Genomic DNA, 25,727 nt, shown 5'->3' with positions numbered 1-25,727 from the left:
TTTCTTACTTTTGATTGATGCAAAAACTCAATCTTCCAACTTATTCTTTCAAACTCAAAAGTAACGAAAAACATACGCTTATTTTTGATAATTTGAGAAAAAAATATTTTGTCTTAACTCCAGAAGAATGGGTTCGACAACATTTTGTGCAATTTTTAATTGAGGAGAAAAAATACCCTATTTCTCTAATTGCTTTAGAAAAACAACTAACGATTAACAATCGTAAAAAAAGAACTGATATTTTAATCTTTAATACGGATGGAAATCCTGATATTATTGTAGAATGCAAAGCGCCACAAATTAAAATATCTCAAGACACTTTTGATCAAATTGCGCGCTATAATTTAAAATTAAAAGCCAATTACTTAATTGTAACCAACGGATTGGAACATTTTTTCTGTAAAATGGATTTTGAAAACGAAACGTATATTTTCTTAAAAGACATTCCTAATTACCAATAGCAAATTAACAAATTGTTACCAATCAAATTCACTTTTAAAACGTAAGTTTGCTGACTTGAAAACTGCAGTCGTCATATTAAATTGGAACGGACAAAAATTGTTAGAACAATTTTTGCCATCTGTCATAAATTTTAGCTCAGAAGAAGCTACTATTTATGTTGCAGACAATGCTTCTACTGACAATTCAATTCGTTTTATCAAAGAGCAATATCCTTCTGTAAAAATTATTGAAAACACCATAAATGGAGGTTATGCAAAAGGGTATAACGATGCGTTACAATATGTTGAAGAAGATATTTATTGTTTATTAAATTCTGATATTGAAGTTACCGAGAATTGGTTAGCTCCGGTTATCGAGGTGTTTAAAGAAGAAGAAAATACTGCGATCATTCAGCCAAAATTATTAGACTTTAAAAACAAAACAAAGTTTGAATATGCTGGTGCTGCAGGTGGATTTATCGATTTATTTGGATACCCATATTGTAGAGGACGCGTTTTTAATCATTTAGAAACCGACAACAAACAATTTGATGCTATTTCTGAAATATTTTGGGCTTCTGGAGCTTGTTTGTTTATCCGTTCAAAAGTATATCATCAATTAGGAGGTTTTGACGAAGATTATTTTGCACATCAAGAAGAAATTGATTTGTGCTGGAGAACTCAAAATGAAGGTTTTCAAATAAAATATGTTGGCGCTTCTACGGTATATCATGTTGGTGGTGCAACGTTACAAGAAACAAACCCGCAGAAAACATTCTTAAATTTTAGAAATAGTTTACTAAATGTGGTTAAAAATGTGCCAAAAAAATGGTTTTTGTTTGTGATATTTTCTCGTTTAATTTTAGACGGGATTGCAGGAATTAAATTCATCTTCGAACTAAGACCAATACATACTTGGGCAATTATAAAAGCGCATTTTAGTTTTTACAGACACTTTAATCAATTTTTAAAGAAACGTAAAAACCGTCAGAAAAAAATGGATTATAATTTACATACAAGTATTGTTTGGCAGTATTTCTTTTTAAAAAGGAAAAAGTTTAAAGATTTGAAGTAATATTTGTTTTTTATGGAATCTTAAACAAGTGCTCTAATTGACACTTAAATTTTAAATTTGTTTTCGATACACCACGCTTTGGCATAATACTCGAACTGACAAACTTACCATCTTTGAAACTTTGTAACTCTAAAGAATATCTAAACTCCCTTTTCCTTCTCTTAACACCGAAGGTTCTGCGGCTGTTAAATCGATTACTGTAGAAGCCTCATTATCTCCGTAACCGCCATCAATTACAATATCTACTTTGTCTTGCCACCTTTCGAAAATTAATTCTGGATCTGTATTGTATTCTAAAATATCATCATCACTATAAATAGAAGTAGAAACAATTGGATTGCCCAAAGTTCTCACAATTTCTAAAGCGATAGAATTATCTGGAACACGAATTCCCACTGTTTTTTTCTTTTTAAAAACATTTGGCAACGAATTAGATCCTGGTAAAATAAAGGTATAAGGTCCAGGCAACGCTCTTTTTAAAAGTTTATATGTTGCCGTATCGATTTGTTTAACGTAGTCTGACAAGTGACTTAAATCGTTGCAAACAAAAGAAAAATTAGCTTTATCTAATTTAACTCCTTTAATTTTAGCGATTTTTTCTAACGCTTTTGTGTTTGTAATATCGCAACCTAAACCATAAACGGTATCTGTTGGATAAATAACCAATCCGCCATTTTGTAAAACTTTTACAACTTTGTCAATCTCTTTCGGATTTGGGTTTTCGCTATAAATTTTAATAAATTTTGCCATTTTTTTTATCTTTTACTTCTAAAAGTAAAGTTAATAAAAAAGCTCAATAGAAAATCTATTGAGCTTTTTTATTACGTGAAGTTTATTTTTTTAATTTTCTACCAATCTAAATCCTTCTCCATGAATATTTAAAATTTCAACATTTTCATCGGCTTTTAAATATTTGCGCAATTTAGCAATGTACACATCCATGCTTCGAGAAGTAAAGTAATTATCGTCTCTCCAAATCTTTGTCAATGCTAATTCTCTTGGCATTAAATCGTTTTTATGAACGGCTAACATTTTTAATAGTTTGCTTTCTTTTGGAGATAATTTTTGATTTTCTCCGCCATCAAAAGCCAAATGTCTTAATTTAGAATTGAAGAAGAATTTACCAATTGTAAATTCAAATTCATCCGATTCTTTATTGGTATCAGATTCTTTTCTTTGTAAAATTGCTTTTATTTTAAATAACAACACTTCTGAATCGAAAGGTTTGTTTAAATAATCGTCTGCACCAACTTGATATCCTTTTAACACATCTTCTTTCATGGTTTTTGCAGTTAAGAAAATAATCGGTATTTCTTTGTTTGTAGCACGAATATCTGCCGCTAATGAGAACCCGTCTTTACGTGGCATCATTACATCTAAAATACACAAGTCAAAATCGTTGTTTTTAAATTCGATTAAACCTTCAATTCCGTCTTTTGCATGTGTTATATTGTAATCGTGTAATGCTAAATAATCTTTTAAAACTGTTCCAAAATTTGGATCATCTTCAACTAATAATATTTTTTTACTTCCCATAATATTGATATTTTAATATTTTTAAATTAATGGCAATTTTACCGTAAATGTACTTCCTTTTCCTTTTTCACTATCTACAAAAACCGTTCCTTGGTGGTTTTCTACAATTTCTTTTACATAAGCCAAGCCTAAACCGTGCCCTTTTACATTATGAATGTTCCCTTTATGCTCTCTATAAAACTTGTCAAATACATATTTCTGTGCATTTTTACTCATTCCAATTCCGTCATCTTTTATTTTTAATATAAAGAATTTAGAAGTACTTTCTGTAAATACTTCTATATTGGGTTCTTCGTGAGAGTATTTTAACGCGTTTTCTAGGATATTAACTACAACATTGGTTAAGTGTAAATCATTTCCTAAAACCTCTGACTGTAACGCATGTAAATTTGTTGTAATATTCCCTTTTTGATCATTTACCAACAAACGAACATGAGAAATTGCTTCTTCAACAATATCGTGCATATCAATTGCTGATTTATTAATGTCTATTTGATTTTTCTCTAATTTAGAAATTCGCAACACATTTTCTACTTGTGCGTGCATTCGCTTATTTTCTTCGCGAATCATTTTTACATATCGATTTACTTTTTCATTGTCGTTTATAATCTTCGGATTTCTTATCGCGTCTAAGGCTAAGTTTATTGTGGCAATCGGAGTTTTAAACTCGTGTGTCATATTATTGATAAAATCAGATTTTATTTCAGATATTTTTTTCTGTTTGATAATTTGATATAACGAACTCGAAAAGGCAACGATAATAATGAATATAAAAAATACCGAAAGCAATAATATGTTAGAAATATCTCCTAAAATGTGCTCTTGTTGATTTGGAAAAGTAACATATAATTTAAATTTACTATCTCCGCTATCGTCTATAAACAAAGGAGAACCAATACTATTTGCTTTGTTAATTGTATAGTATCCCGATTTTAAATTAGTTAAATATCCATCAGAACTATACACGCCATATTTAAAATCGATATTGATTCCTCGTTTTGTGAATTCTTTTTTTAAGGTTGCATTTAAATCTCTGTTACTAATTCTTTGATGTATCGGAAAAGCAGATTTAAACACTTTAAATGCATCTTTAAAATACACTTCTTCAACATTTCTATATCTTTTAATTGTTGTGAAAATTTGTGAGCTATTATTATTTGAAAAATCTGAATTTGCAGAAAATTTATTCGCGTTAAAAATATCTTCTCTACCCGTAATTCTCTTTAACACCAAACTATCATTCTCTAAAAAATCTGCAGGAACTTTTATGTTTTGTTCTAAAACAGTTAAACTATACGATGTTATTTGTTTCCCTGTAGTATCAATTTGTTGTAAAATAAAATTCCTTAATTCGTTACTAGAAACATTTTGTGTAACATCTAAATAAGGCTTTATTTTACGTTGAAATTCTGCATACTCTTTTTCTGCAACTTCCTCAGAAACACTTGTCAATGCGATTTGAACATCATTCAAAAATTGTTTCTTTTTTGCTTCAACCGCATTGCTAATCCAATACACTTGTACTGTTACAATTCCGATTAAAGAAAAGCTCATTAAAGCTACAATAAGGACAAACATTTTCTTACCCATTCTTCAAAAATATGCTTTCTTAAATGTTAATTAACGATTTTAACGCATATTAACAAAAGTAGTGAGAATTTAAGAATATTTTAAGAAAAATACTAGATATATAAAAACTAAAGTTGGCTATTTTGTTAAATTATTATGAATCTTCATAATTTGATCTAACAAGTTATCTGAGGTATTATTTCTAACGATGTAATTAGATAATAGTGCTTTTTTTGAATCTTTCCATTGACTATTAATTCTAGCTTTTACCGCTGATTCTGTTGTGCTATCTCTTTTTATAACTCGCTCTATTCTTAAGTTTTCATCAGCTATAACAGTAATTATTTTATCGCATAAAACAGCACTTGCATTTTCAAATAAAATGGCATTTTCGTAAAGCACATAATCTTTGTCTTTATTTGCTTTTACAAACAATTTAAAGTGTTTAAAAACTTCTGGGTGCACAATTGAATTTAAACGTACTAATTTTTCTGGGGTAGAAAAAACTACATCAGCAATAAAAGCTCTATTTAATTGGTTTCCTTGATAGGCTTCTTTTCCAAATTCACTACAGATTTGGTTTTTTATTATAGAAGAAGTTGTCATTAATCTTTTAGCTTCATCATCAGCAAAATACACGGCAATATTTCCCATTTTCTGGAATGCTCTTGCCACTGTAGATTTTCCACTTCCAATTCCGCCTGTTAAACCAACTACCATCTTATTTCTGAATTAAATATTCTATTTTATTTGGATTAATTTTTACCGAGGTAACAAAATTTGGTTTTATAACAACTCTTGGAATTAAATAATTTAAGTGGTTGTTTAACGAATTGTTATAATCGCACACAATTTTAAACGAAGTTGCATTTACTTTACTAAAATTTGCCAAACCAACTTGGTAAAAAATCTGTACACTTTTAGGAAATGTGGTTACCGAAACGCTGTCTGGTAAATTAATTATTTCAAATGGTAGCTCCAGATTTCCTTCTGTAAACCGATCTACTTCTGCAAAAACAGTTGCTTCTTTTACACCAAACTTTATCACTTCAGAAACTTCTTTAATCTTTAAAGTTCGTTCAACTGAAGTGGAAATATTTTTTAAAATTAACTTTTGAAGTGATAGGTTTCTTAAGGTATCTATTTGCGATTTTGGTCCAGAAACTAAAATAGAATCTGGTGTAATATTTATTGATTTTGTTAAATGATATCCGGATTTATAAGAAAAATCGAAATTCCCTTTTAGCGGAATTTTCTTAGAAGTTAACTGGCCCAAGTCTAAATAAATGGTGTCTTGTGCAATTCCGTTGATCATAAAATCATTTGAAACTTGATTCTGAATATCAATCTTTTGATTTTCTATTAAAATATAATAGTCAGAATTTAATTTACGATGCAATTTCCTTACATCCAATTTAATTTTTTTCTTAAAAAGGCTAATACTTAAAAACCGAAAACCGGTAGCTTTTCCTTGAACATCTATATTGTTTAATGGTGTGCTTTGTATTAATTTATCTTGCGGAATGTTAACATACTCAACAGGAAACGTAATCACTGCTTGATATTCTTTTGACAACTTTGTTAGCAACCAAAAAAACAAAGCAACAATTAATGCTACAAAAAAAGATTTGGGTATTTTATGTTGATTTTTTCCTTTTCGCATTAGTTCTAATTATTATTGCAAGCTACATAAAGCAATTTAAAAACACAACGTTGCAAAGATTTATTCAAAAAAAAAGAGAGCAAAATTGCTCTCTTTTTTCAAACTCTTAAGAATCTTATTTTTTTACAGGAGCATTTAACTTATTAGTTAACTCCAAAGAAATAGCTGCACGTTCAAATTTTATTTTTCCTGCACCTGTTTCGATAGTTAGGGTATTGTCACTTTCGTGAATTTCTACAATTTTACCATGAATTCCACTACTTGTAATAACTCTTGTTCCCTTTTTAATCTCTGCTTGAAACTTTTTTTCTTTCTTTTGTTTGGTCATTTGAGGTCTAATCATAAAAAAATAGATGACCACTATCATTGCTAAAAAAGGCAACATACTACCTATTCCACTTGTACTAGCTTGTAAAATTATCATTCGTTTATTATTTCTTATTTACGATTTACGATTCCTTTTATTTTTAAAATTTCTCTTCCAACGGCAGTATTTGTAAACAATGTTACATCTTTTACTTGTCTTCCACCACCTTTACCAGCGGTATTAAATACTACTTCTATTTCAGTAGATTCTCCTGGAGCAATTGGCTTGTCTTTTGGCCATGTTGGCACTGTACAACCACACGTAGTTTTTGCATCTGTAATAATTAAAGGCGATTTACCTGTGTTTGTAATAACAAAAGTTGTTTGCACAACATCTCCGTCTGTTACAGTCCCAAAATCATACTCTTTTTTATCTAAGCTTATAATTGGCGCACCTTTATTAATATCAATATCTCTTTTCTTTGCTTCTGCTAATTTAGATTGATCTACTTTTGCAGCGGCATTTCCTCCTGAACATGCTGTTAATAATCCTAATGAAACAGCTAAACTAAATACAATTATTTTTCTCATGATTTAAAAATTTTATGTAAAAATACTAAATTATAACAATCCTCTACCAATTTTATCAAGTCTTTTATTTTCAGAATACTCTCTTGAGAGTTTATCTAACACCCCGTTAATAAAATAACCGCTTTTATTGGTTGAATAATCTTTTGATATTTCAATATACTCATTAATAGTTACTCGAACCGGAATTGACGGGAATTTTAAAAACTCGCATATGGCCATTTTTATTAAAATCATGTCAATATCTGCAATTCTCTCTGCCTCCCAATTGGGTGTTTTACTACTTATGTCTTCTTCAAACTTTGTGTGATTTAAGATTACTTTTCTAAATAAATCTAATACAAATTTTTCATCGTCTTCATCTTTATAAATACTTCCTAACACCAACGATTTGTTTTCTTTTGCTTTCCCTAACGTTCTTAAAACCCAAGTATTTACAAAAGGAAGGTCGTCTAACCAACTAATTGTTTGGTCTTCATAATATTCTGCCAACTTATCATCTGGGGCAATTATTTCTGCAAAAAAGTCTTGAATAAAATTCTTATCAGCTTTAAAAGAATCTTCATTCGAGTTCATGTATTTGTTATACAAATCACTTGCTTGTAATTTCTGCCAAATAATAGTTACATATTCATCATCATTTTTCCAATTTTTTAAATTTTGATTAGAAATATGGTCAGAAATAGATGTACTATTAGCAATTGTAGCAATTACTTTATTGTTGATAAATTTGGTGTTTGGCTGTAAATCTTCTTTAGTTGCAAGATGTTTCTTTTTAGAAAGTTCAATTTTTTGAGTAGCTAATTTCTGAACTTCAACCAGCATTTGCAATTGCAAAACATATAAGTCTAGCAATTTTTGAATGCTGTGTTTTAAGAATTTCTCTTCTTTTACTAAATCATCAGCTTTTGAAGTTATCATTGCGTAAACCGATTGCATTACTTTGACTCTTATGTGTCTTCTATTAATCATTCTAAAGAACTTAATTTTAAAAAAAAGAGCGGTAGATAATTCTAACGCTCTGCAAAAATATGATTTTTATTGATATGTACTACTTGTTTTTTTCATTTTTACGAGCATCAATTCTGCTTTGAGCAATATTAAATGCTGCTCTATGAGTTGTGATGTTTTCGTTTTCAGAAAGATTAAAAATATCTAAAGTTGTGTTGTAAATATTTTCTGTTTTTCTAATGATTTCATCTTTACCGTAACCTTCTAACTCCGCATACACGTTTATAATTCCACCTGCATTAATTAAAAAATCTGGTGCATAAGCAATCCCTTTTTCTTTTAATAATCTTCCGTGTTTTACTTCATCTGCCAATTGATTATTTGCTGCTCCAGCAATCACTTTTGCCTTTAACTGACCAATTGTGTCATCATTGATAGTTGCTCCTAAAGCACACGGCGCATAAATATCAACATCTAAACCGTAAATGTCGTTTCCTAAAACTACACTTGCTCCGTATTTTTTACTTAATGCTTCTAAACGAGCTTCGTTAATATCGTTAACAATTACTTGTGCTCCTTCATCTGTAATATGTTTCACTAACGTTTCTCCAACATGACCAACTCCTTGAACTAAAATTTTCTTTCCATCTAAGTTTTCTGTTCCGAATTGATATTTAGCTGCAGCTTTCATTCCCATATAAACTCCGTATGCAGTAATCGGAGAAGGGTTTCCAGCACCACCTTTGCTTTCTGAAATTCCTGTAACGTGCGGAGTAACTTCTCTTATCACATCCATATCACTTGTTTCCATTCCAACATCTTCTGCTGTAATATATTTTCCGCTTAAAGAATCTACAAACTGACCAAAACGACGCATTAATTCATCGTTCTTCTGAGTTTTTGCATCACCAATAATTACCGCTTTTCCTCCACCAAGATTTAATCCAGTAATAGCAGATTTAAAAGTCATTCCACGAGACAAACGCAATACATCGTTTAACGCATCCCATTCACTATTATAATTCCACATTCTTGTTCCGCCTAAAGCCGGACCTAAAACCGTGTTATGAATACCAATAATTGCTTTTAATCCTGTATCTTCGTCGTTGCAAAAAACGATTTGCTCATGACCATCAAAAGAAAATTGACCAAAAACTGGGTCATTTTTTAAATCTTTTGCATCTAAAATATTTGTTGTCATTGTTCAGTGTTTAGTATTGAAATTTAATATTTCTTAATTTTTATGGCGCAAAAATAAGATTTTAGCAAATCAAATCAAAAGAAACACTATTTAATTATGATATTATTAAGAATAATACCATCGCTAAATAAAATTAAAAATTAAAAAAAACAGTAAGAACGTTTGTAAATGAAAGCATTACAATACTTAAATAAATACTTTTTAAAATATAAATACCGGTTGTTAATTGGTATTATTATTACCATTTTATCTAAAATTTTATCCTTAAGAATTCCGAGGTTTATTGGAGATTCTTTTAACATTGTTGACGAATATAGAAAAGGAACCGTGACAAACACAGACGATGTAAAACATCAACTTTTAATAAATATTTTATTAATTATTGCTGTTACATTGGTTGCCGGATTTTTTACTTTTTTAATGCGTCAAACCATTATTGTTACTTCTCGGTTGATTGAGTTTGATTTAAAAAACGAAATCTATCAACAATACCAACGCTTGTCTATCAACTTTTATAAAAAGAATAGAACTGGAGATTTAATGAACCGAATAAGCGAAGACGTTTCTAAAGTTAGAATGTACTTTGGACCCGCAATCATGTACAGCATGAACATGATTGTGTTGTTTGTTGTTGGGTTTTATCAAATGTATAGCATTGATGCCAAATTAACCATGTACACGCTCATTCCGTTTCCTGTTTTATCAATTTCTATTTTTGTATTGAGTAAAATTATCAACGAAAAAAGTACGATTGTGCAGCAATATTTATCAAAATTAACGACGTTTAACCAAGAGTTTTTCTCTGGTATTGATGTGGTGAAATCGTACGGAATTGAAAAATCGATCATTCAAAATTTTGATGCATTAGCAAATGATAGTAAAGAAAAAAACATCGATTTATACAAAGTGCAAGCGGTCTTTTTTCCGTTGATGGTGCTGTTAATTGGAGCAAGTAATTTATTGGTTATTTATATTGGAGGAAAACAGTACATCGCTGGCGAAATTCCGATTGGAGTAATTGCAGAATTTATTTTGTACGTAAATATTTTAACATGGCCAGTTGCCATTGTTGGTTGGGTAACTTCTATGGTGCAACAAGCAGAAGCATCGCAACAAAGAATTAATGAATTTTTAGAAGAAGTACCGGAAATAAAAAATACTGCGAAAAACAATACAGAGGTCAATGGTTCTGTTGAATTTAAAAATGTAAGTTTGGTGTATGATGATACCGATATTACAGCTTTAAAAAACATTAATTTTTCTGTAGAAAAAGGTAAAACTGTTGCTATCTTAGGGAATACTGGCTCAGGAAAATCATCAATTATCAATTTAATTTCTAGATTGTATGATGCTACCGAAGGAACTGTCTTAATTGACAATACCCCCATAAAAGAAGTGAACTTAACCGATTTAAGAAATCAAATTGGTTTTGTGCCACAAGATCCATTTTTATTTTCTGATACGATTGAAAACAACATCAAATTTGGTAAAGAAGACGCCACAAAAGAAGAAATTATTTTAGCGGCAAAAAATGCGGTAATTCACGATAATATTATTGAGTTTAAAGACAAATACGAAACTATTTTAGGAGAACGTGGTGTAACACTTTCTGGAGGTCAAAAACAGCGTTTAAGCATTGCTAGAGCAGTAATTAAAAATCCGAAAATCTTAGTTTTTGACGATTGTTTGTCTGCTGTAGACACAGAAACAGAAGAAAAAATCCTTTCTAATTTAGAAAAGGTATCCAAAGAAAAAACAACTTTTATCATAAGTCACAGAGTTTCATCAGCTAAAAATGCCGATAAAATTATTGTGTTAGAAAACGGCGAAATAGTACAGCAAGGAACTCATAATCAATTAATAACGGCAAATGGGTATTACAAAGAATTGTACGAACAACAACTTTTAGAAAAAGAAAACTAATCTTTAGTTAGAAAAAGTAAAATATTTTTTTAGATTTGTTCAACAAACAACAAACAAAAATTAATTCTATTATAAATTATTATGGCTGAGAGAGTAGAACAAGAAGAGATTTTTTCTCAAGTTTTAAGAGCAGGAAGAAGAACCTACTTTTTTGATGTAAGATCAACAAAAGCAGATGATTATTACTTGACAATTACAGAAAGTAAAAAATTTACACATGATGATGGTTCTTTTCATTATCAAAAACATAAAATTTATTTGTACAAAGAAGATTTTGAAGAGTTTAACGACATGTTAAAAGCTGCAACTGATTATATTGTTACAGAAAAAGGACAAGAAGTAATTAGTGAAAGACATCAAAAAGATTATAAAAAAGAAGAAGTTACTACTGAAACTGAAACTATCAAATCAACAGAAAGTTTCACAGATGTTTCTTTTGATGACATCTAAAATTCAAATAATTCTCACAAAAAACGTCCTCTAATTTAGAGGACGTTTTTATTTATAAAGCTTTTAGCATAATGTTGCTTTTGGCTACGGTTTCTTCCCATTCTTTTTCCGGGTCACTTTCTTTGGTTATTCCTCCACCAACATAAATTTCTGCATATTCATTCTTAACTTCCATACATCTTAGGTTTACAAATAAATGTGAATCATTAGTTGCATTGCTATTTAATTCGCCTAAATAACCTGTATAATAAGAACGATTGTAGTTTTCGTTTTCTAAAATAAATTGTTTTGCTGCTTCTTTTGGCAAGCCACAAACAGCCGGAGTTGGATGCAATAAGTTTACTAAAGAGAACAATGCTTCTTGGGGTAACTTTCCTTTAATCTCTGTTCTTAAATGCAACAAAGAACCTGCTTTTACAGTCTCTGTTTGTAATTGATTTAAGTTGGTGGAAAAATTAGAAAGTTTATTTAAAATATAATCTGTTACAATTTGTTGTTCTTCAATTTCTTTAGGGTTCCACGTTACTTTTTTCCCTTTTTTAAACACTTGCGTTCCGGCCAAAGACATCGTTGTAAAGTAGTTGTTTTCTACCTTTAATAAGGTTTCTGGTGTTGCTCCAAACCATAAACCAACTTGCGGATGAAACCAAACATACACAAATGCATTTGCATATAAGTGCACCAATCTATTGTAAATTACCGCTACTTCTACTCCATTTAAGGCAATAAATTCTTTTCTAGAAATAACAACTTTTTTAAAATCCTTTTTGTTGATGGCATCAATTGCTTTTTGAACAATTTCTATATGTGTTGCTTTTGAAGCATCGTTGTAAAACGATTTTTCTTTAAAATGAAGTTGTTGTTTTGAGAATGAATCCTTTATAAAGTCTGACTCATCTAAAGGAAAGAAAACTGTTTTTTCTGACGTGTTAAAAGGCGCAAATACAAATCCAGTTTGCGTAAAATCAGTGGTAATTGTATGTAAAGTAGCATCTTTTTGAAAAACTCCAAAAACGTTGGTTTCATTTGGTTTGTTATACGCAACAAATGGCAAATTATTTTTGTAAGCTTCTTTAATTTTATCTAAAAGTAACTGCATAGTTTATTGCTTCTCCAAAATAATATTTGTGAGTTTACAAAGAGAAACAAGCTCATTGTTTTCATTCACAATTCTTATTTCCCACAAATGTGTGGTTCTTCCTTTGTGTATTATTTTTGCGTTTGCAGTTACAATTCCTTCTTTTACACTTTTTAAATGATTTGCACTTATTTCTATTCCTTTAACAATGTACTTTTCGGTATCTATAAAATACGCCGAAGCCGCACTACCAACACTTTCTGCCAACGCTACTGTTGCTCCGCCATGCAATAATCCGTAAGGTTGATGCACGCTAGAATTTACGGGCATTTTTGCTACTAAAAAATCATCTCCAACATCTGTAAATTTAATGACCAACGTTTCCATTAATGTGTTTTCACACATTTTATTAAATCTTTTTAAAATTGCTTCTTTGTCTAACATTCTGATGAATTTAATGGTAAAAATACATATAATTTATTGTATTTTTGCGGTCATTATTACAAGAAAATCTGAATGTATAAAGTACGCATCATATTAGATACCAAAAAAGATGTAATTAGAACAATTACAGTAAATGATACTATTAACTTAGAAGAATTACATTCTTTAATTGCCAAATCATTTGGATTTAATGGTCAAGAAATGGCGTCTTTTTATAGAACAAATGACGAGTGGAATCAAGGTGAAGAAATTCCCTTATTTAACATGTCAGAGTTTGGTGATGAAATTTCTATGAGTACATGCATCTTAAATGAAACGCTGCCAAACACAGAGGATAAGTTGATTTACGTATATGATTTCTTTAGTTTATGGACTTTCTATGTAGAAGTTGTTGCTATTTCTGATGCAGCAATTGACGAACCTAAAATAATTATGTCTGTTGGAGAAATTCCAGATGAAGCTCCAGAAAAAGAATTTGTTGCAGAAAAAGAAGATGATGCGTTTTCTGATGACGAATTTGATTCTTTTGAAGATTACGATTTTGACAATTATTAAATCGTATTTTTTTTACCCATTTTAAAATTCTATAAATACTAGTAACATTTCCGTAACTTGTTCGTCGTATAATCATAATCGACTAAAACAATTTCATTGGAAACTATCTTATCTCTTAAAAATTTAGACAAAAAATTTGGCCCTGTTCACGCTGTAAACAATCTTTCTTTTGATATTCAGAAAGGGAATGTATACGGAATCTTAGGCCCAAATGGAAGTGGGAAATCTACCACTTTAGGAATCATATTAAATGTTGTAAACAGCACTTCGGGCGAATTTAGCTGGTTTAACGGCGGATTGTCTACACACGAAGCATTGAAAAAAGTTGGAGCCATAATTGAGCGCCCAAACTTTTATCCGTATATGACCGCAACTCAAAATTTAAAATTGATTTGTAAAATTAAAGGCGTTTCCTACGATAGTATTGATGAAAAACTAAAAACTGTTAACCTATACGAACGTAGAGATAGCAAATTTAGAACATTCTCTTTAGGAATGAAACAACGTTTGGCAATAGCTTCTGCCTTGTTAAATGATCCTGAAATTTTAATTTTAGACGAACCTACAAATGGTTTAGATCCGCAAGGAATTCATGAAATTAGACAAATCATTAAAAATATTGCTAAAAACGGAACCACCATTTTATTGGCTTCTCACTTATTAGATGAAGTTGAAAAAGTGTGTAGTCATGTTGTAGTAATTAGAAAAGGAATCAAATTGTATTCTGGTAGAGTTGATGAAATGACAGCTTCAAAAGGATTGTTTGAACTAAAAGTTGATGGTCATGAAGAACAACTCATGGAGTTGTTAGAAAATCATGCTTCAATACATACTGTAAAAAAAGAAGAAGAAACAATCATTGCAACGTTAAAAGACGAAATGACTGCTTCAGAAATGAACGCTTATTTATTTAGCAAAGGAATTACCTTATCGCACTTGCTTAAACGCAAACCAAGTTTAGAGCAACAATTCCTAGATTTAACAAACAACAATTAACTAACTGAATATTAGTTCGAAATGTCATCTCGAGCGGAGTCGAGAGGCGAGAACAAATTCATAAAAATATAACACATCATGTTTAGATTACTAAATATAGAATTTCATAAATTAAAACACAACAGAGCAAGTAAAGTATTGTCTATTATTTACTTTGGTTTATTAACTTCAATTGCATTAATTGCTGCCATTAAATTTGATATTGGTCCCGTTAAGTTTCATTTAGCTGATCAAGGAATTTTTAATTTTCCTTACATCTGGCATTTTAACACCTATATGGCTTCCCTTTTCAAATTCTTTTTATTGTTGGTAATTGTGTCTATGATGGCAAACGAATACAGCAATAAAACCTTGAAGCAAAATTTGATTGACGGTTTGAGTAAAAGAGAATTTATTCTTTCTAAATTTTATACAGTACTAGTTTTTGCTGCAGTTTCTACACTTTTTGTCTTTGTAACTTCGTTAATTTTAGGATTTGTGTATTCTGATTATAATGAGCTGTCTATCATTGTTTCAGATTTAGAATATTTGCTGGCATTTTTTATCAAATTGGTGGGCTTTTTCTCCTTTGGTTTATTTTTAGGGATTTTAGTAAAACGCTCAGCTTTTGCAGTTGGTGCAATGGTTGTCTGGTTGATTATAGAAAGCATGTTTAAAGGTTATTTATTTTATTCTTTTAGAAATGAAGATAGCACAACAGAACATGTAAATAACATTATGCAATTCTTACCATTAGAAGCCATGTCAAATTTAATCAAAGAACCATTTACAAGATTAGGAGCAGTAAAATCTGTTGCAAACCAAATTGGTGAACAAATAACTAAAGATTTTTCAGTACAGTTTACAGATATTATTATCGTTTCTGTGTGGACAGCAATCTTTATATACTTGTCATATGCATTGTTAAAAAAGAGAGATTTATAATTCTTTTTAAATATATTTGACGTTCTATTAAAAAACTGTCAAATGAGAAGAGTATTAAGTGTATTTATATTTCTATTTACCTTAACAACTTACGGACAAAAAGAAGCAAATTTTTGGTATTTTGGACAAAATGCAGGCTTAGATTTTACAACTGGTGCTCCTGTTGCTTTAGCAGACGGAAAACTAAACACACTTGAAGGCTGCTCGACAATTTCTGACAAAGACGGAAAATTATTATTTTATTCTGATGGAACAACTGTGTATGATAGTTCTCATCAAATAATGAAGTATACAAACGGAACTTTAGCTACAGATTTATATGGCGATCCGTCTAGTACACAATCTGCTTTAGTGGTTCCAAACCCTACCAATGCAAATATTTACTACATTTTTACCGTTCAGGCTTATAACGGAAACGGTTTTAATTATTACACCATTGATATCTCTAAAAATGGCGGATTAGGAGAAATCATAAACGGACCTGTTAGTTTATCAGATGGTAAAAGTGGAAATTGGTCTGAAAAAGTGACTGCAGTTCAAGGAGATGATTGTAATACTATTTGGATTTTATCTGCTGTAAACAATGAGTTTTACGCATACAAAATTGATGGAAATGGTGTTGATACTGCAAATCCTGTGGTTAGCGCAACGAATTACACATTAAGAGATAGAAGAGGTTATTTAAAAGTTTCTCCTGACGGGAAAAAGATTGCGCTTGCAGATTTTACTTATAGAAACAACAATAGTATTGGAAACGGAAGTTTGGTTTTATATAATTTTGACTCCTCTAATGGTACTGTCGAAAACGCAACAACAATTTTAGCAAGTGCTTCAAATGATGGTGCACATTATGGCGTTGAATTCTCTCAATCTTCTTCAAAATTATACACCTCAACTTTTGATGGCACAAATAATAAAGTTTATCAATTTGATTTAACTCAACAAAGCATTACAACTTCAAAACGCTTAATTCATTCTCAAGTTGGATATCGTGGTGCATTACAATTAGGCCCTGATGGAAAAATTTACGCAGCGGTTTCTGTAAATTATAATGACGGAACACAATTTTTAGATGTGATTGAAAATCCTGAAGAGGATGCTTTAAATATAATTTATACTGAAGATAAAATCAATTTAGGTTTTGGAAAAGCAACACAAGGTTTACCTCCTTTTATTCAATCTTTCTTTTCGCCAGTAAAAATATTAGATAGCGATACTAAAACTATTGACTTAACTCTTGAAACCCAACAAGTTTGTATTGGTGATTCTTTTAGTTTTGAACCAGAGCTAAACGGTGTTGCTGGATCAACCTATAAATGGACTAAAACTGGAGATCCAACAGTGCATATAAACACCAGAAAAATAACAGTTGACAACACTAATTATGGTTCTGGAACTTATAATTTAGAAATGATTATCAATGATGGTTGTGGAAGAATTAAAAAATACAACGGTTCTGTAGAAATTTTATTTGTTCCGAAACCAACAGTTACCGCTATTCCCGTATACGAACAATGTGATATTGACGGAAATCCAATAGACGGAATTACCTCTTTTAATTTAGAATCTAAAGAAGAAGAATTGACAAATAATACAGCTGGAATTTCAGTTACTTTTTACGAAGCAACAGATATCAATTTTACATCTCCAATTACCAATAAAGTTGGGTACAGAAATACCGTTTCTACAAATGCTGGAAATCATAAATTAGTGGTGCGATTAACAAATGACACTACTGGTTGTTATGAAGATGGCGAATTAGAATTAAAAGTAAATGCAACTGCTCTAAATACATATCCAGATTTATATTTGTGCGAAATTGATTTGAATGCCAATGTTCCAGATGCTAGAAATAGTGAAGGCTCTGGAAATACTTTTTATAATTTTGATACCAAAACAGCTAACATTATTGCAAATTCTGGTGGCGCTTTTTCTGATGCAACACATGATTTTGAATATTACAGAACTGCAAACGACGCATCTTTACAAACAAATCAAATCATAGCGCCTTATGAAGACGATTTATTTACAGACAACTCAGATGTTTTTGTGCGTATTTCTACAAAAGGTTCTAATGCCTGTTCTGGAATTGGACAGTTTAAAATATTTGTAAATACACGTCCGATTCCAAAAGGAAATACAACTCCGATGTATTTATGTGTCAATAATCCTATTGATAATCCGCAGCAAGTAACAATTGATTTAGATGGCTCAACCGGAAATCCGACAGACACGTATCAATGGTTTTTAAACGGAAATTTAATCACTGGTGCAACCAACGCAATTTACAAAGCAAATGTGCAAGGAACGTATAAAGTAGAAGCATACAGAGCGTATCAAAATGATATAAATGATGCAAATGATGATACTTCTTGTACTGGATACAATTCATTTACAGTTTTAGAATCGAACAAAGCGTTGATTGTTTCTACTGATTTGATCGACAATCAAGACAATCCTGAAGCAAATATGTTAACCATAACTGTTGCTGGAATTGGAGAATATGAATATGCTTTAAACAGCACTAGTTTAGCTGATTTCACAAAAGGAACAGAGAACTTAACCTTTACTTTTAACAATGTAAAACCAGGTTTAAATACGGTGTATATTCGTGATGTTAATGGTTGTGGAACAGTAAGCAGTCAAAAATTATCTTTCATTTTTTTTCAACGCCATTTTACACCAAATAATGATGGTGTTTACGATACATGGAAAATTTTAGGATCCAACAATGCATTTTACAAATCTGCCAGAGTAGAAATTTTTGATCGCTACGGAAAAGTAGTTGCTTTAATTACCGATAAAGATGGAAACGGTTGGGACGGAACCTATAACGGTAGTAAATTACCATCAAACGATTATTGGTTCAATGCCGTTTTAGAAGACATTCATGGGAATGTAAGAAAGGAAACTGGACATTTTAGTTTGCTTAGAAAATAAGTGCAACTTCTTTCAAATTCCGTTTCTTAATTGGTATTTTTGTCTTTATGGATTTTCAATTACATTCTAAATTTAAGCCAACAGGAGATCAACCTGAAGCCATCAAACAATTGACTGAAGGATTGGTTTCTGGAGAAAAATACCAAACTTTATTGGGTGTTACAGGTTCTGGAAAAACCTTTACGGTTGCAAATGTTGTAGAGAAAATCAATCGACCAACTTTAGTGTTGGCGCATAACAAAACATTGGCAGCTCAATTGTATTCTGAGTTCAAACAGTTTTTTCCAGAAAATGCTGTAGAATATTTTGTTTCGTACTACGATTATTATCAACCAGAAGCATACATTCCCGTAACAGGAACATACATCGAAAAAGATTTATCTATCAACGATGATATAGAACGCTTACGAATTAGCACGTCTTCTTCCCTACTTTCTGGACGAAGAGATGTGTTGGTTGTGGCTTCCGTTTCTTGTTTATATGGAATCGGAAATCCGGTGGAATTTAAAAAGAACGTCATTCCGATTGAAACCGGACAACAAATTTCTAGAACAAAATTTTTACATCAATTGGTAACCAGTTTGTATTCTAGAACCGAATTTGACATCAAAAGCGGAACCTTTAAAGTAAAAGGTGATGTGATTACCATTTATCCATCTTACGGTGATAACGGTTATCGAGTTCATTTTTTTGGCGATGAAATTGAAGAGATTGAATCCTTTGATATGGAAACGAATAAAGTTTTAGAAAAATATTCAGAACTCACCATTTATCCTGCAAATCTATTTGTAACCTCACCAGATGTGTTGCAAAATGCCATCCATATGATTCAAGAAGATATGGTAAAGCAAGTAGATTATTTCAAAGAAATCGGCAAACATTTAGAAGCAAAACGTTTAAAAGAACGCACTGAGTTCGATTTAGAAATGATAAGAGAATTGGGGTATTGTTCTGGAATCGAAAATTATTCTCGCTATTTAGACGGACGAGAAGCAGGCACAAGACCTTTCTGTTTGTTGGATTATTTTCCGGATGATTATTTAATGATTATCGATGAAAGTCACGTTACCATTCCGCAAACACACGCCATGTACGGCGGAGACAGAAGTAGAAAAGAAAACTTGGTAGAACACGGTTTTCGTTTGCCAGCTGCCATGGACAATCGTCCGTTAAAATTTGAAGAATTAGAAGCTATTCAGAATCAAGTAATTTATGTAAGTGCAACTCCTGCCGATTATGAATTGCAAAAAACAGAAGGCGTTTATGTGGAGCAAGTGATTCGCCCTACAGGATTGTTGGATCCCGTTATTGAAGTGCGTCCGAGTTTAAATCAGATTGATGATTTAATTGAAGAAATTCAAATTAGAGTAGAAAAAGACGAGCGTACTTTGGTCACAACACTCACCAAAAGAATGGCAGAAGAATTGGCAAAATACTTAACTAGAATTCAAGTTCGCTGTCGTTATATACATTCTGATGTGGATACTTTAGAACGTGTAGAAATTATGCAAGATTTGCGTAAAGGCTTGTTTGATGTATTGATTGGCGTAAACCTTTTACGTGAAGGTTTGGATTTACCAGAAGTTTCTTTGGTGGCTATTTTAGATGCCGATAAAGAAGGTTTTTTACGTTCGCATAGATCGTTGACACAAACCATTGGTAGAGCAGCTAGAAATGTAAACGGATTGGCAATTTTGTACGCAGACAAAATGACCAACAGCATGCAAAAAACCATTGACCAAACCAACAGACGACGCCAAAAACAAATTGAATACAACACAGAAAATAACATTACACCAACTCAAATTACCAAAGCAATAGACAATTCGCTCACAAAAAGTGCAGTTTCTTCTTTTCATTATGACAATGCCATTAACAAAGCTGCAGAAGCCGATTTAGAATACTTGCCAAAACCAGAAATAGAAAAACGCATTAGAGAAACGCGTAAAAACATGGAATTGGCAGCAAAAGCCTTAGACTTTTTAACTGCTGCACAATTTAGAGACGAAATTGAAGTGTTGAAAAAGCATTTGTAGAATTCCTAATAATAATGATTCTTAAAAGTATTTAGTATCTTTAACAGCAACTAGATGAAAAGAAACATAAGTTCCTCTTATCCGGGAATTCAATTTGGTAAACGAGAACTTTATTCTCTATATAACTAGTTAGCAAATATTTGAAAAAAATCACGTAATGAAATGAACAAATTAAAAAGAAATACAATCTTAATTTTAATAATTTATGTCTTAGGAATTGTGATTCGCAGTATTACATTCAATTTATGGGAAACTGATTTGAATTTAATTTATGAAATTGGAAAATATTTAGGAAATACATTAATGATAATTTCGATAGTTTGGTCTATTTTGAATGGTGTAAAATTATTAAGAACAAAAGAAATTGAAAACAGTCTTATTAAGTCAATATGGATACTCATAAATTTGATACCGATAATATTGTTATTATTTGGTTTGATTTTTCAATATTAACTTAAATTTCAACAGAAAAAGGACTTTTAAAGTGCTGAACAGTCTCTCAATCGTGAAAAATTATTACTTGAATTTTAGCAAGTTCTCGGAATTATAAAACGTGAAGATTTACTCAAACTGGAAAAAATATAAATTACGGAATTGAATAAAATGTGGAATAAAATCTTTGAGAAATTCTTACTCAAACTCTGAAATCCGAAAAACTGAAAAACAAAAAAACATTTGCTAACACCGTATATAATTTATTGCTAGTTCTAGCCTACTTACGAAAATCCTCACGGATTTTCTATTCGGTTTTTATTTGCTAAATTAGGTGCTTAAACCACGCAACAAACCATATACAACAACGTTGTGCATAATGCTGACCCGTCCTGAAATAAGGCTACATAATTTTAAACATTATGTATAGAAATGACAAAGTAATTTGACAGTATTCAGAATCTTTTAAATTAAAAAATATGATAAAATCTAAATTTTAAATCAGTTAATTTGTATCCTTTTATAAAATAAACACTTAACTCAATGATTAGAGTAGACAAAAATATTTTAAATTATATTTTATCCTTAGAAAAAAAATCGAGGGAACATATTATTTTGCAACAAGTCGAACCAAGAAACAAGATTATAAAGCAAGATCATAAAACATCTCATGTTTATGTATTAAAAAGTGGGATTAGTAAATGTTATATAACTACAGAGGATGGAAATGTTTTTATTCAAGAATTTTTTGGAGAAGGTCAACTATTTGGAGAAGTAGAGACTATACATGATATTACAAGTGTTTGTTCTGTGGAAAGTATTAATGAAGTTCAAGTCTATGCAATAAATAAAAGTTATTTTAAAAAACTTCTAAGTAATGATAAGAATTTTAATGATTTAATTTTAAAAACACTTACTAATAAAATTGCTTATAAAGCGCATCGGCATTCTTATAATCAATTTAATTCTATTCACTCTAATATTAATAGACTAAAAAAGATTTTTCCCGAATTAACACAAGTCATATCTAAACAGGATATTGCTAATTATCTAGGTGTAACATTAAGGAGTCTAAACAGAGCTTTAAAAAATCAAAATTAATCTTATTTTATTTCATGAATCTTTAAGACGTCGTCTTCTAATATTGGACCAACAACTTTTACTTCACGACCTCCTTTACTAAGTACTTCTCGGGAACCAAGTTCAAATACCCAATTACGATTTCCTCTACCTATGCTATCATAGAAAGTTTTTTTACTTAATCCAAAAACTAGTTTACCGATACCACTCCAGTAAATTGCAGATGAACACATTGCGCATGGCTCGTCACTGGTGTATATAACACATGTGTTTAAAACATTATAATCATAAAGCTTACAAGCTTCTCTAATTAAGTTTATTTCAGCGTGTGCCAGACAATCATTATCCGTATTAATTGTATTTTCTCCTTCTAGCAAAACTTTTCCCTCCGCATCTGTTAAAATACACCCATAAGGTAAATTCCCTTTTTCTTTTGCTTGTTGGGCTACTTTAATTGCTCTCTCAATTCCATTTTTATATGAAGGCATAACTACAATTTGTTAATGTCACCAAAATAATCAATAACTCAAAAAACCTTTTTGTGTTTTCATTGTTTTCATTTCTTAAAGCAAATTAAATAGTTTTAGATTTTTTGGCAAAGGACAATTGTCCTTTTAGATAAATTTTAAAAGATTTAATATTGCAGTTCATTAGACATTTAAAATTATACTGATGCCATAAAAAATAACAAATTGACTTTATAATTGAGATAGATAATATTAAATACATCAACCTTAAAAAAAACTAAAATAGCAATTAGCATTTGTAAAATACTTAAACTAAAGGCAGAAGATACATTTAGAATGGAAATCTATCATAACTAAAGTCATATAGTTGAGGCTATAAATTAGCTTAATAACTACTTAAATTAAAAAAAATGACCTATTTAAAGAAAATAATGATATTTGTTTTACTTATTTCTATTTTCAGCTGTAAACAAAGATATCATAACAACACTCTTATGAAAGACAACGTAAAAGAAGAAACTATCGTACCCAAAAAGGGATTTTGGAAATCAACCGGAGGGAATTTTTTTTGGATCAACATTGTTGAAAATAAGGTTTTTTGGTTAGGTATGAATCATAAAACACTGGAAAGTGAATTAGCTGAAAACTGGTGTCATGTTGGGAATGGAAAAATAGAGGGCAATCAAATAATTTTAGAATGGGCAGACGTTCCCATAGGCAACGACAATTTAAACGGTAAAATAGTTATTGAAATAATAAATGAGGTACAAATGAAAGTTGTTGAAGATTCCGGAAACTTTGGCATGTCCATCTGGAATTGGAAAAAAGAACACGTAAACTTTAGTCAAATAGTCGGTTAACAACATGATTAAAACATTAAACAAATGACATCAATGCTAAAATTTTTATTCTTTAAATACCATTTAAGCATCTTAATTAGTTGCCTTTTGTGTTTTTCTTTCAATAACAAAAACGCAAAAACTGAAAAATTCTATAAAAAAGAAATAAGCTCTGAAACATTTAATGTCGTTCGTGTTGCAGAAAATATATATAGTATTGTTTCCCCGTCATTTGGGTTGCCAACTCCTGAAAATAAAGGATGGAATTCTAATGTTCATTTTATCGTTACCAAAAATGGTGTTTTGCTTTTTGATACGGGTTCGTCTGAATCTATAGGACATAAAATAAAAAGAACCATTGCATCTGTTACTAAGCTTCCAGTTCGCTGGGTGGTAAATTCCCATAGTCATGCAGATCATTGGCTGGGCAACGCTGCCTTTGATAAAACAACAGAAATTATTACAAGTAAAAACGCATTAGCTGAGATGAAAAAATATGGTAAAGATGATGTAGCATTTTATAACAAGGTTACCAAAGGTAAAATAGGCCCTACCCAGCTTGCATTTCCCTCTTCTATAATAAACAATAGTCTAAAACGTAATTTCGATGGTATAGAAGTTGAATTTATTTTGACAGAAGAGAATCACTCAGCTGGAGATATAATAATGTGGCTACCAAAACATAAAGTTGTTTTTGGGGGAGACGTTTTAAGTTCAGATTGGATGCCGATTATCACTGAAGATGTAAATATTCCAAGTTTAATCAACACACTTAATTTCATCGCTGAATTAAATCCAACCAAAATATTAATAGGTCATGGTAACACAACCACAGTGAGATCAATTAGACGTGATATTAATTTGTTATCAAGTGTTTGGAAACAGGTAGAACTAGACAATAAAAATGGAAACAGGCCAGAGGAGACACTCTTAAAAATTAAAACTGAATTAAACCCTGAATATACGTTTTTATATAAAAATTATACAGCAGAAATTGAACGATATATCAAGCTTATGTATTCTTTACAAAATAAAGCATCTGTTAAATCTAATTCGCACGATAAATAACTATCCATGAAAAAAAACCAATTATCATTCCTTTTATTAGTTTTTCTTATTAGCAATACTATTCTTGCCCAAGAAGTAACTGAAGTACACAAAGATTCAATAAACACGATACTAACCAAGTATTACAATCTCAACCTAAAAATGTTTCAAGAAGGTTCTACAGTTGAAGATATTGATAACACATTCAATCTATTTACTGATGATTTTACTTATACACATTCAAAATTTAATGGGTTTTATACCTGTGAGAGCTTATATAAAAGTGCTTTAAGGAACCTAAATGAAGGCAATTACGATGGGAGAGTTACAGATTTTAAAATAGAAAGTAAAATAATAGGTTTAAAAGCGGCTGCTGTTCAAAAAAGATTTGTGGAAAAAAAAGGTGGTGCTATAATAGAAAGTGAATTGCAAATGACACTTTTTGAATTTAGAGATGGTAAAATCTCACGAATAGTTGAATATTGGTAGAGAATATCACCAAATAAATAATAACCGTAAGAGAAAATAATACAGGAGATGGCGAAATTTTTTTTCGCTTTCTAGAAGAAGAACTCATTAAGGAGCTAGATAAAAATTATAGAACAACGTCCTATCAAGTATTGTTCGGACATTCTTTAGGAGGTTTATTGGCCACTCACGCCTATATGAAAGAAGATACTGTTTTCAATACTTTTATTGCTGTTGACCCAAGCTTTGGAATTTGGGACGCCGAAACGATGGATGTTAAATTGCAAGTTGTAACTGAAAAATCGTTTAAAAGGTTTTTATACATAGCAACTGCTAATTAGGGTAAAAGAAATATTAGAAATAGAGATCGGCACGTAAGGTTATACGAGGCATTAAATAGTAAATGCGAAGGCTATTTCCCTGCAAGATTAGAATATTTTGAAGGCGAAAATCATAACTCAATCTCACCAATTGCTTTTTACAATGGTATCTCAACTATTTTTAATGGCTATGGAGTTTACTATCGAGATGTAGAAACTATAGAACAACTTAATCAACACTTCCAAAAGCTTTCTAAAAAACTTTTTTGGGATTTTAGTCCGCCAGAAGCTCTTGTAAACAGAATTGGTTACAGTATACTGCAAAGCAGAAATGAAAGTGATAAAGCAGAAGCTTTACTCTTTTTCCTTTTGAATACAGAAAACTTCCCAAATTCGTAT

At 30.7% G+C, this 25,727-nt stretch carries 26 protein-coding genes; 14 read left to right on the top strand and 12 right to left on the bottom strand.

Going from position 1 to position 25,727, the window contains the following annotated elements:
* Positions 1 to 17: 17 nt before the first annotated feature.
* Both ACEWL1_RS06520 and ACEWL1_RS06515 read left to right on the top strand, forming a co-directional pair.
* Complete coding sequence (locus ACEWL1_RS06520; protein ID WP_409232487.1) at positions 18 to 461, top strand: type I restriction enzyme HsdR N-terminal domain-containing protein; 444 nt, start codon at positions 18 to 20, stop codon at positions 459 to 461.
* 55 nt (positions 462 to 516) lie between these two features.
* The gene (locus tag ACEWL1_RS06515; RefSeq protein WP_409232486.1) at positions 517 to 1,515 is read left to right on the top strand and encodes a glycosyltransferase family 2 protein; all 999 of its coding nucleotides are present in this window, start codon (positions 517 to 519) and stop codon (positions 1,513 to 1,515) included.
* A 129-nt stretch (positions 1,516 to 1,644) separates the two neighbouring features.
* On the opposite strand, the gene ACEWL1_RS06510 is transcribed toward ACEWL1_RS06515, so the two are convergent.
* The 9 genes from ACEWL1_RS06510 to ACEWL1_RS06470 all read right to left on the bottom strand — a co-directional run bounded on the left by ACEWL1_RS06510 (position 1,645) and on the right by ACEWL1_RS06470 (position 9,329).
* Positions 1,645 to 2,265: an L-threonylcarbamoyladenylate synthase gene (locus tag ACEWL1_RS06510; protein WP_409232485.1), complete on the bottom strand. Its 621-nt coding sequence runs from the start codon at positions 2,263 to 2,265 to the stop codon at positions 1,645 to 1,647.
* Between the two features lie 90 nt (positions 2,266 to 2,355).
* Entirely contained in the window at positions 2,356 to 3,051 is a 696-nt protein-coding gene (locus ACEWL1_RS06505; protein ID WP_409232484.1) for a response regulator transcription factor, read from the bottom strand.
* Positions 3,052 to 3,072: 21 nt separating this feature from the next.
* Complete coding sequence (locus tag ACEWL1_RS06500) at positions 3,073 to 4,641, bottom strand: sensor histidine kinase (protein ID WP_409232483.1); 1,569 nt, start codon at positions 4,639 to 4,641, stop codon at positions 3,073 to 3,075.
* 117 nt (positions 4,642 to 4,758) lie between these two features.
* A complete protein-coding gene (gene coaE, locus ACEWL1_RS06495) occupies positions 4,759 to 5,340 on the bottom strand; it encodes a dephospho-CoA kinase (RefSeq protein ID WP_409232482.1) in 582 nt (193 codons plus the stop codon).
* Between the two features lies 1 nt (position 5,341).
* Positions 5,342 to 6,283 carry a YbbR-like domain-containing protein gene (locus ACEWL1_RS06490; protein ID WP_409232481.1) on the bottom strand — a complete coding sequence of 314 codons (942 nt, stop codon included), beginning with the start codon at positions 6,281 to 6,283 and terminating at the stop codon, positions 5,342 to 5,344.
* Between the two features lie 115 nt (positions 6,284 to 6,398).
* Positions 6,399 to 6,707, bottom strand: a complete 309-nt coding sequence (gene yajC / locus ACEWL1_RS06485; protein WP_409232480.1) for a preprotein translocase subunit YajC — start codon at positions 6,705 to 6,707, stop codon at positions 6,399 to 6,401.
* Between the two features lie 14 nt (positions 6,708 to 6,721).
* Positions 6,722 to 7,180 (bottom strand): DUF1573 domain-containing protein, encoded by a 459-nt coding sequence (locus tag ACEWL1_RS06480; RefSeq protein ID WP_409232479.1) that lies wholly within the window; start codon positions 7,178 to 7,180, stop codon positions 6,722 to 6,724.
* Positions 7,181 to 7,210: 30 nt separating this feature from the next.
* Entirely contained in the window at positions 7,211 to 8,149 is a 939-nt protein-coding gene (gene nusB / locus ACEWL1_RS06475) for a transcription antitermination factor NusB (RefSeq protein ID WP_409232478.1), read from the bottom strand.
* A gap of 79 nt (positions 8,150 to 8,228) precedes the next feature.
* Entirely contained in the window at positions 8,229 to 9,329 is a 1,101-nt protein-coding gene (locus ACEWL1_RS06470) for a Glu/Leu/Phe/Val family dehydrogenase (protein ID WP_409232477.1), read from the bottom strand.
* A 168-nt stretch (positions 9,330 to 9,497) separates the two neighbouring features.
* Here ACEWL1_RS06470 and ACEWL1_RS06465 point away from each other — a divergent pair, with 168 nt between their 5' ends.
* Both ACEWL1_RS06465 and ACEWL1_RS06460 read left to right on the top strand, forming a co-directional pair.
* Positions 9,498 to 11,252, top strand: a complete 1,755-nt coding sequence (locus ACEWL1_RS06465; RefSeq protein WP_409232476.1) for an ABC transporter ATP-binding protein — start codon at positions 9,498 to 9,500, stop codon at positions 11,250 to 11,252.
* A gap of 81 nt (positions 11,253 to 11,333) precedes the next feature.
* On the top strand, positions 11,334 to 11,702 hold the full coding sequence (locus tag ACEWL1_RS06460; protein ID WP_409232475.1) for a PUR family DNA/RNA-binding protein: 369 nt from the start codon (positions 11,334 to 11,336) through the stop codon (positions 11,700 to 11,702).
* A 52-nt stretch (positions 11,703 to 11,754) separates the two neighbouring features.
* Here the strand turns inward: ACEWL1_RS06460 and ACEWL1_RS06455 are convergent, their stop codons facing one another.
* Positions 11,755 to 12,801 carry a chorismate-binding protein gene (locus ACEWL1_RS06455; RefSeq protein ID WP_409232474.1) on the bottom strand — a complete coding sequence of 349 codons (1,047 nt, stop codon included), beginning with the start codon at positions 12,799 to 12,801 and terminating at the stop codon, positions 11,755 to 11,757.
* Positions 12,802 to 12,804: 3 nt separating this feature from the next.
* Positions 12,805 to 13,224 (bottom strand): PaaI family thioesterase, encoded by a 420-nt coding sequence (locus ACEWL1_RS06450; RefSeq protein WP_409232473.1) that lies wholly within the window; start codon positions 13,222 to 13,224, stop codon positions 12,805 to 12,807.
* A 72-nt stretch (positions 13,225 to 13,296) separates the two neighbouring features.
* Between ACEWL1_RS06450 and ACEWL1_RS06445 the strand changes: the two genes are divergently transcribed.
* From ACEWL1_RS06445 to ACEWL1_RS06420, 6 genes are all read left to right on the top strand, one after another.
* Positions 13,297 to 13,779, top strand: coding sequence for an IS1096 element passenger TnpR family protein (locus ACEWL1_RS06445; protein ID WP_409232472.1), 483 nt, complete (start codon positions 13,297 to 13,299; stop codon positions 13,777 to 13,779).
* A gap of 96 nt (positions 13,780 to 13,875) precedes the next feature.
* Positions 13,876 to 14,775 carry an ABC transporter ATP-binding protein gene (locus ACEWL1_RS06440; RefSeq protein WP_409232471.1) on the top strand — a complete coding sequence of 300 codons (900 nt, stop codon included), beginning with the start codon at positions 13,876 to 13,878 and terminating at the stop codon, positions 14,773 to 14,775.
* A 78-nt stretch (positions 14,776 to 14,853) separates the two neighbouring features.
* Complete coding sequence (locus ACEWL1_RS06435; RefSeq protein ID WP_409232470.1) at positions 14,854 to 15,699, top strand: ABC transporter permease; 846 nt, start codon at positions 14,854 to 14,856, stop codon at positions 15,697 to 15,699.
* A 42-nt stretch (positions 15,700 to 15,741) separates the two neighbouring features.
* Positions 15,742 to 18,639, top strand: coding sequence for a T9SS type B sorting domain-containing protein (locus ACEWL1_RS06430; RefSeq protein WP_409232469.1), 2,898 nt, complete (start codon positions 15,742 to 15,744; stop codon positions 18,637 to 18,639).
* Positions 18,640 to 18,686: 47 nt separating this feature from the next.
* Positions 18,687 to 20,675 carry an excinuclease ABC subunit UvrB gene (gene uvrB, locus ACEWL1_RS06425; protein ID WP_409232468.1) on the top strand — a complete coding sequence of 663 codons (1,989 nt, stop codon included), beginning with the start codon at positions 18,687 to 18,689 and terminating at the stop codon, positions 20,673 to 20,675.
* 975 nt (positions 20,676 to 21,650) lie between these two features.
* A complete protein-coding gene (locus tag ACEWL1_RS06420; RefSeq protein ID WP_409232467.1) occupies positions 21,651 to 22,208 on the top strand; it encodes a Crp/Fnr family transcriptional regulator in 558 nt (185 codons plus the stop codon).
* A gap of 2 nt (positions 22,209 to 22,210) precedes the next feature.
* Here ACEWL1_RS06420 and ACEWL1_RS06415 read toward each other — a convergent pair whose 3' ends face one another.
* Complete coding sequence (locus tag ACEWL1_RS06415; RefSeq protein ID WP_409232466.1) at positions 22,211 to 22,675, bottom strand: nucleoside deaminase; 465 nt, start codon at positions 22,673 to 22,675, stop codon at positions 22,211 to 22,213.
* Between the two features lie 473 nt (positions 22,676 to 23,148).
* On the opposite strand from ACEWL1_RS06415, the gene ACEWL1_RS06410 reads away from it, so the two are divergent.
* Genes ACEWL1_RS06410 through ACEWL1_RS06395 form a run of 4 tightly spaced genes read left to right on the top strand, consistent with a single transcriptional unit; the run spans position 23,149 to position 25,349 of the window.
* Positions 23,149 to 23,514 (top strand): hypothetical protein, encoded by a 366-nt coding sequence (locus tag ACEWL1_RS06410; protein ID WP_409232465.1) that lies wholly within the window; start codon positions 23,149 to 23,151, stop codon positions 23,512 to 23,514.
* Between the two features lie 24 nt (positions 23,515 to 23,538).
* Entirely contained in the window at positions 23,539 to 24,561 is a 1,023-nt protein-coding gene (locus ACEWL1_RS06405; protein WP_409232464.1) for an MBL fold metallo-hydrolase, read from the top strand.
* Positions 24,562 to 24,567: 6 nt separating this feature from the next.
* Entirely contained in the window at positions 24,568 to 25,029 is a 462-nt protein-coding gene (locus ACEWL1_RS06400; RefSeq protein WP_409232463.1) for a nuclear transport factor 2-like protein, read from the top strand.
* A gap of 17 nt (positions 25,030 to 25,046) precedes the next feature.
* The gene (locus ACEWL1_RS06395; RefSeq protein WP_409233039.1) at positions 25,047 to 25,349 is read left to right on the top strand and encodes an alpha/beta hydrolase-fold protein; all 303 of its coding nucleotides are present in this window, start codon (positions 25,047 to 25,049) and stop codon (positions 25,347 to 25,349) included.
* Positions 25,350 to 25,727: the final 378 nt, after the last annotated feature.

It is taken from the genome of Polaribacter gochangensis (assembly GCF_046224025.1).
GTDB classification, from domain to species: Bacteria; Bacteroidota; Bacteroidia; order Flavobacteriales; family Flavobacteriaceae; genus Polaribacter; species Polaribacter gochangensis.
The sequence above is the reverse complement of the archived record's forward strand: the minus strand, read 5'-3'. Positions and strand labels throughout refer to the sequence as shown.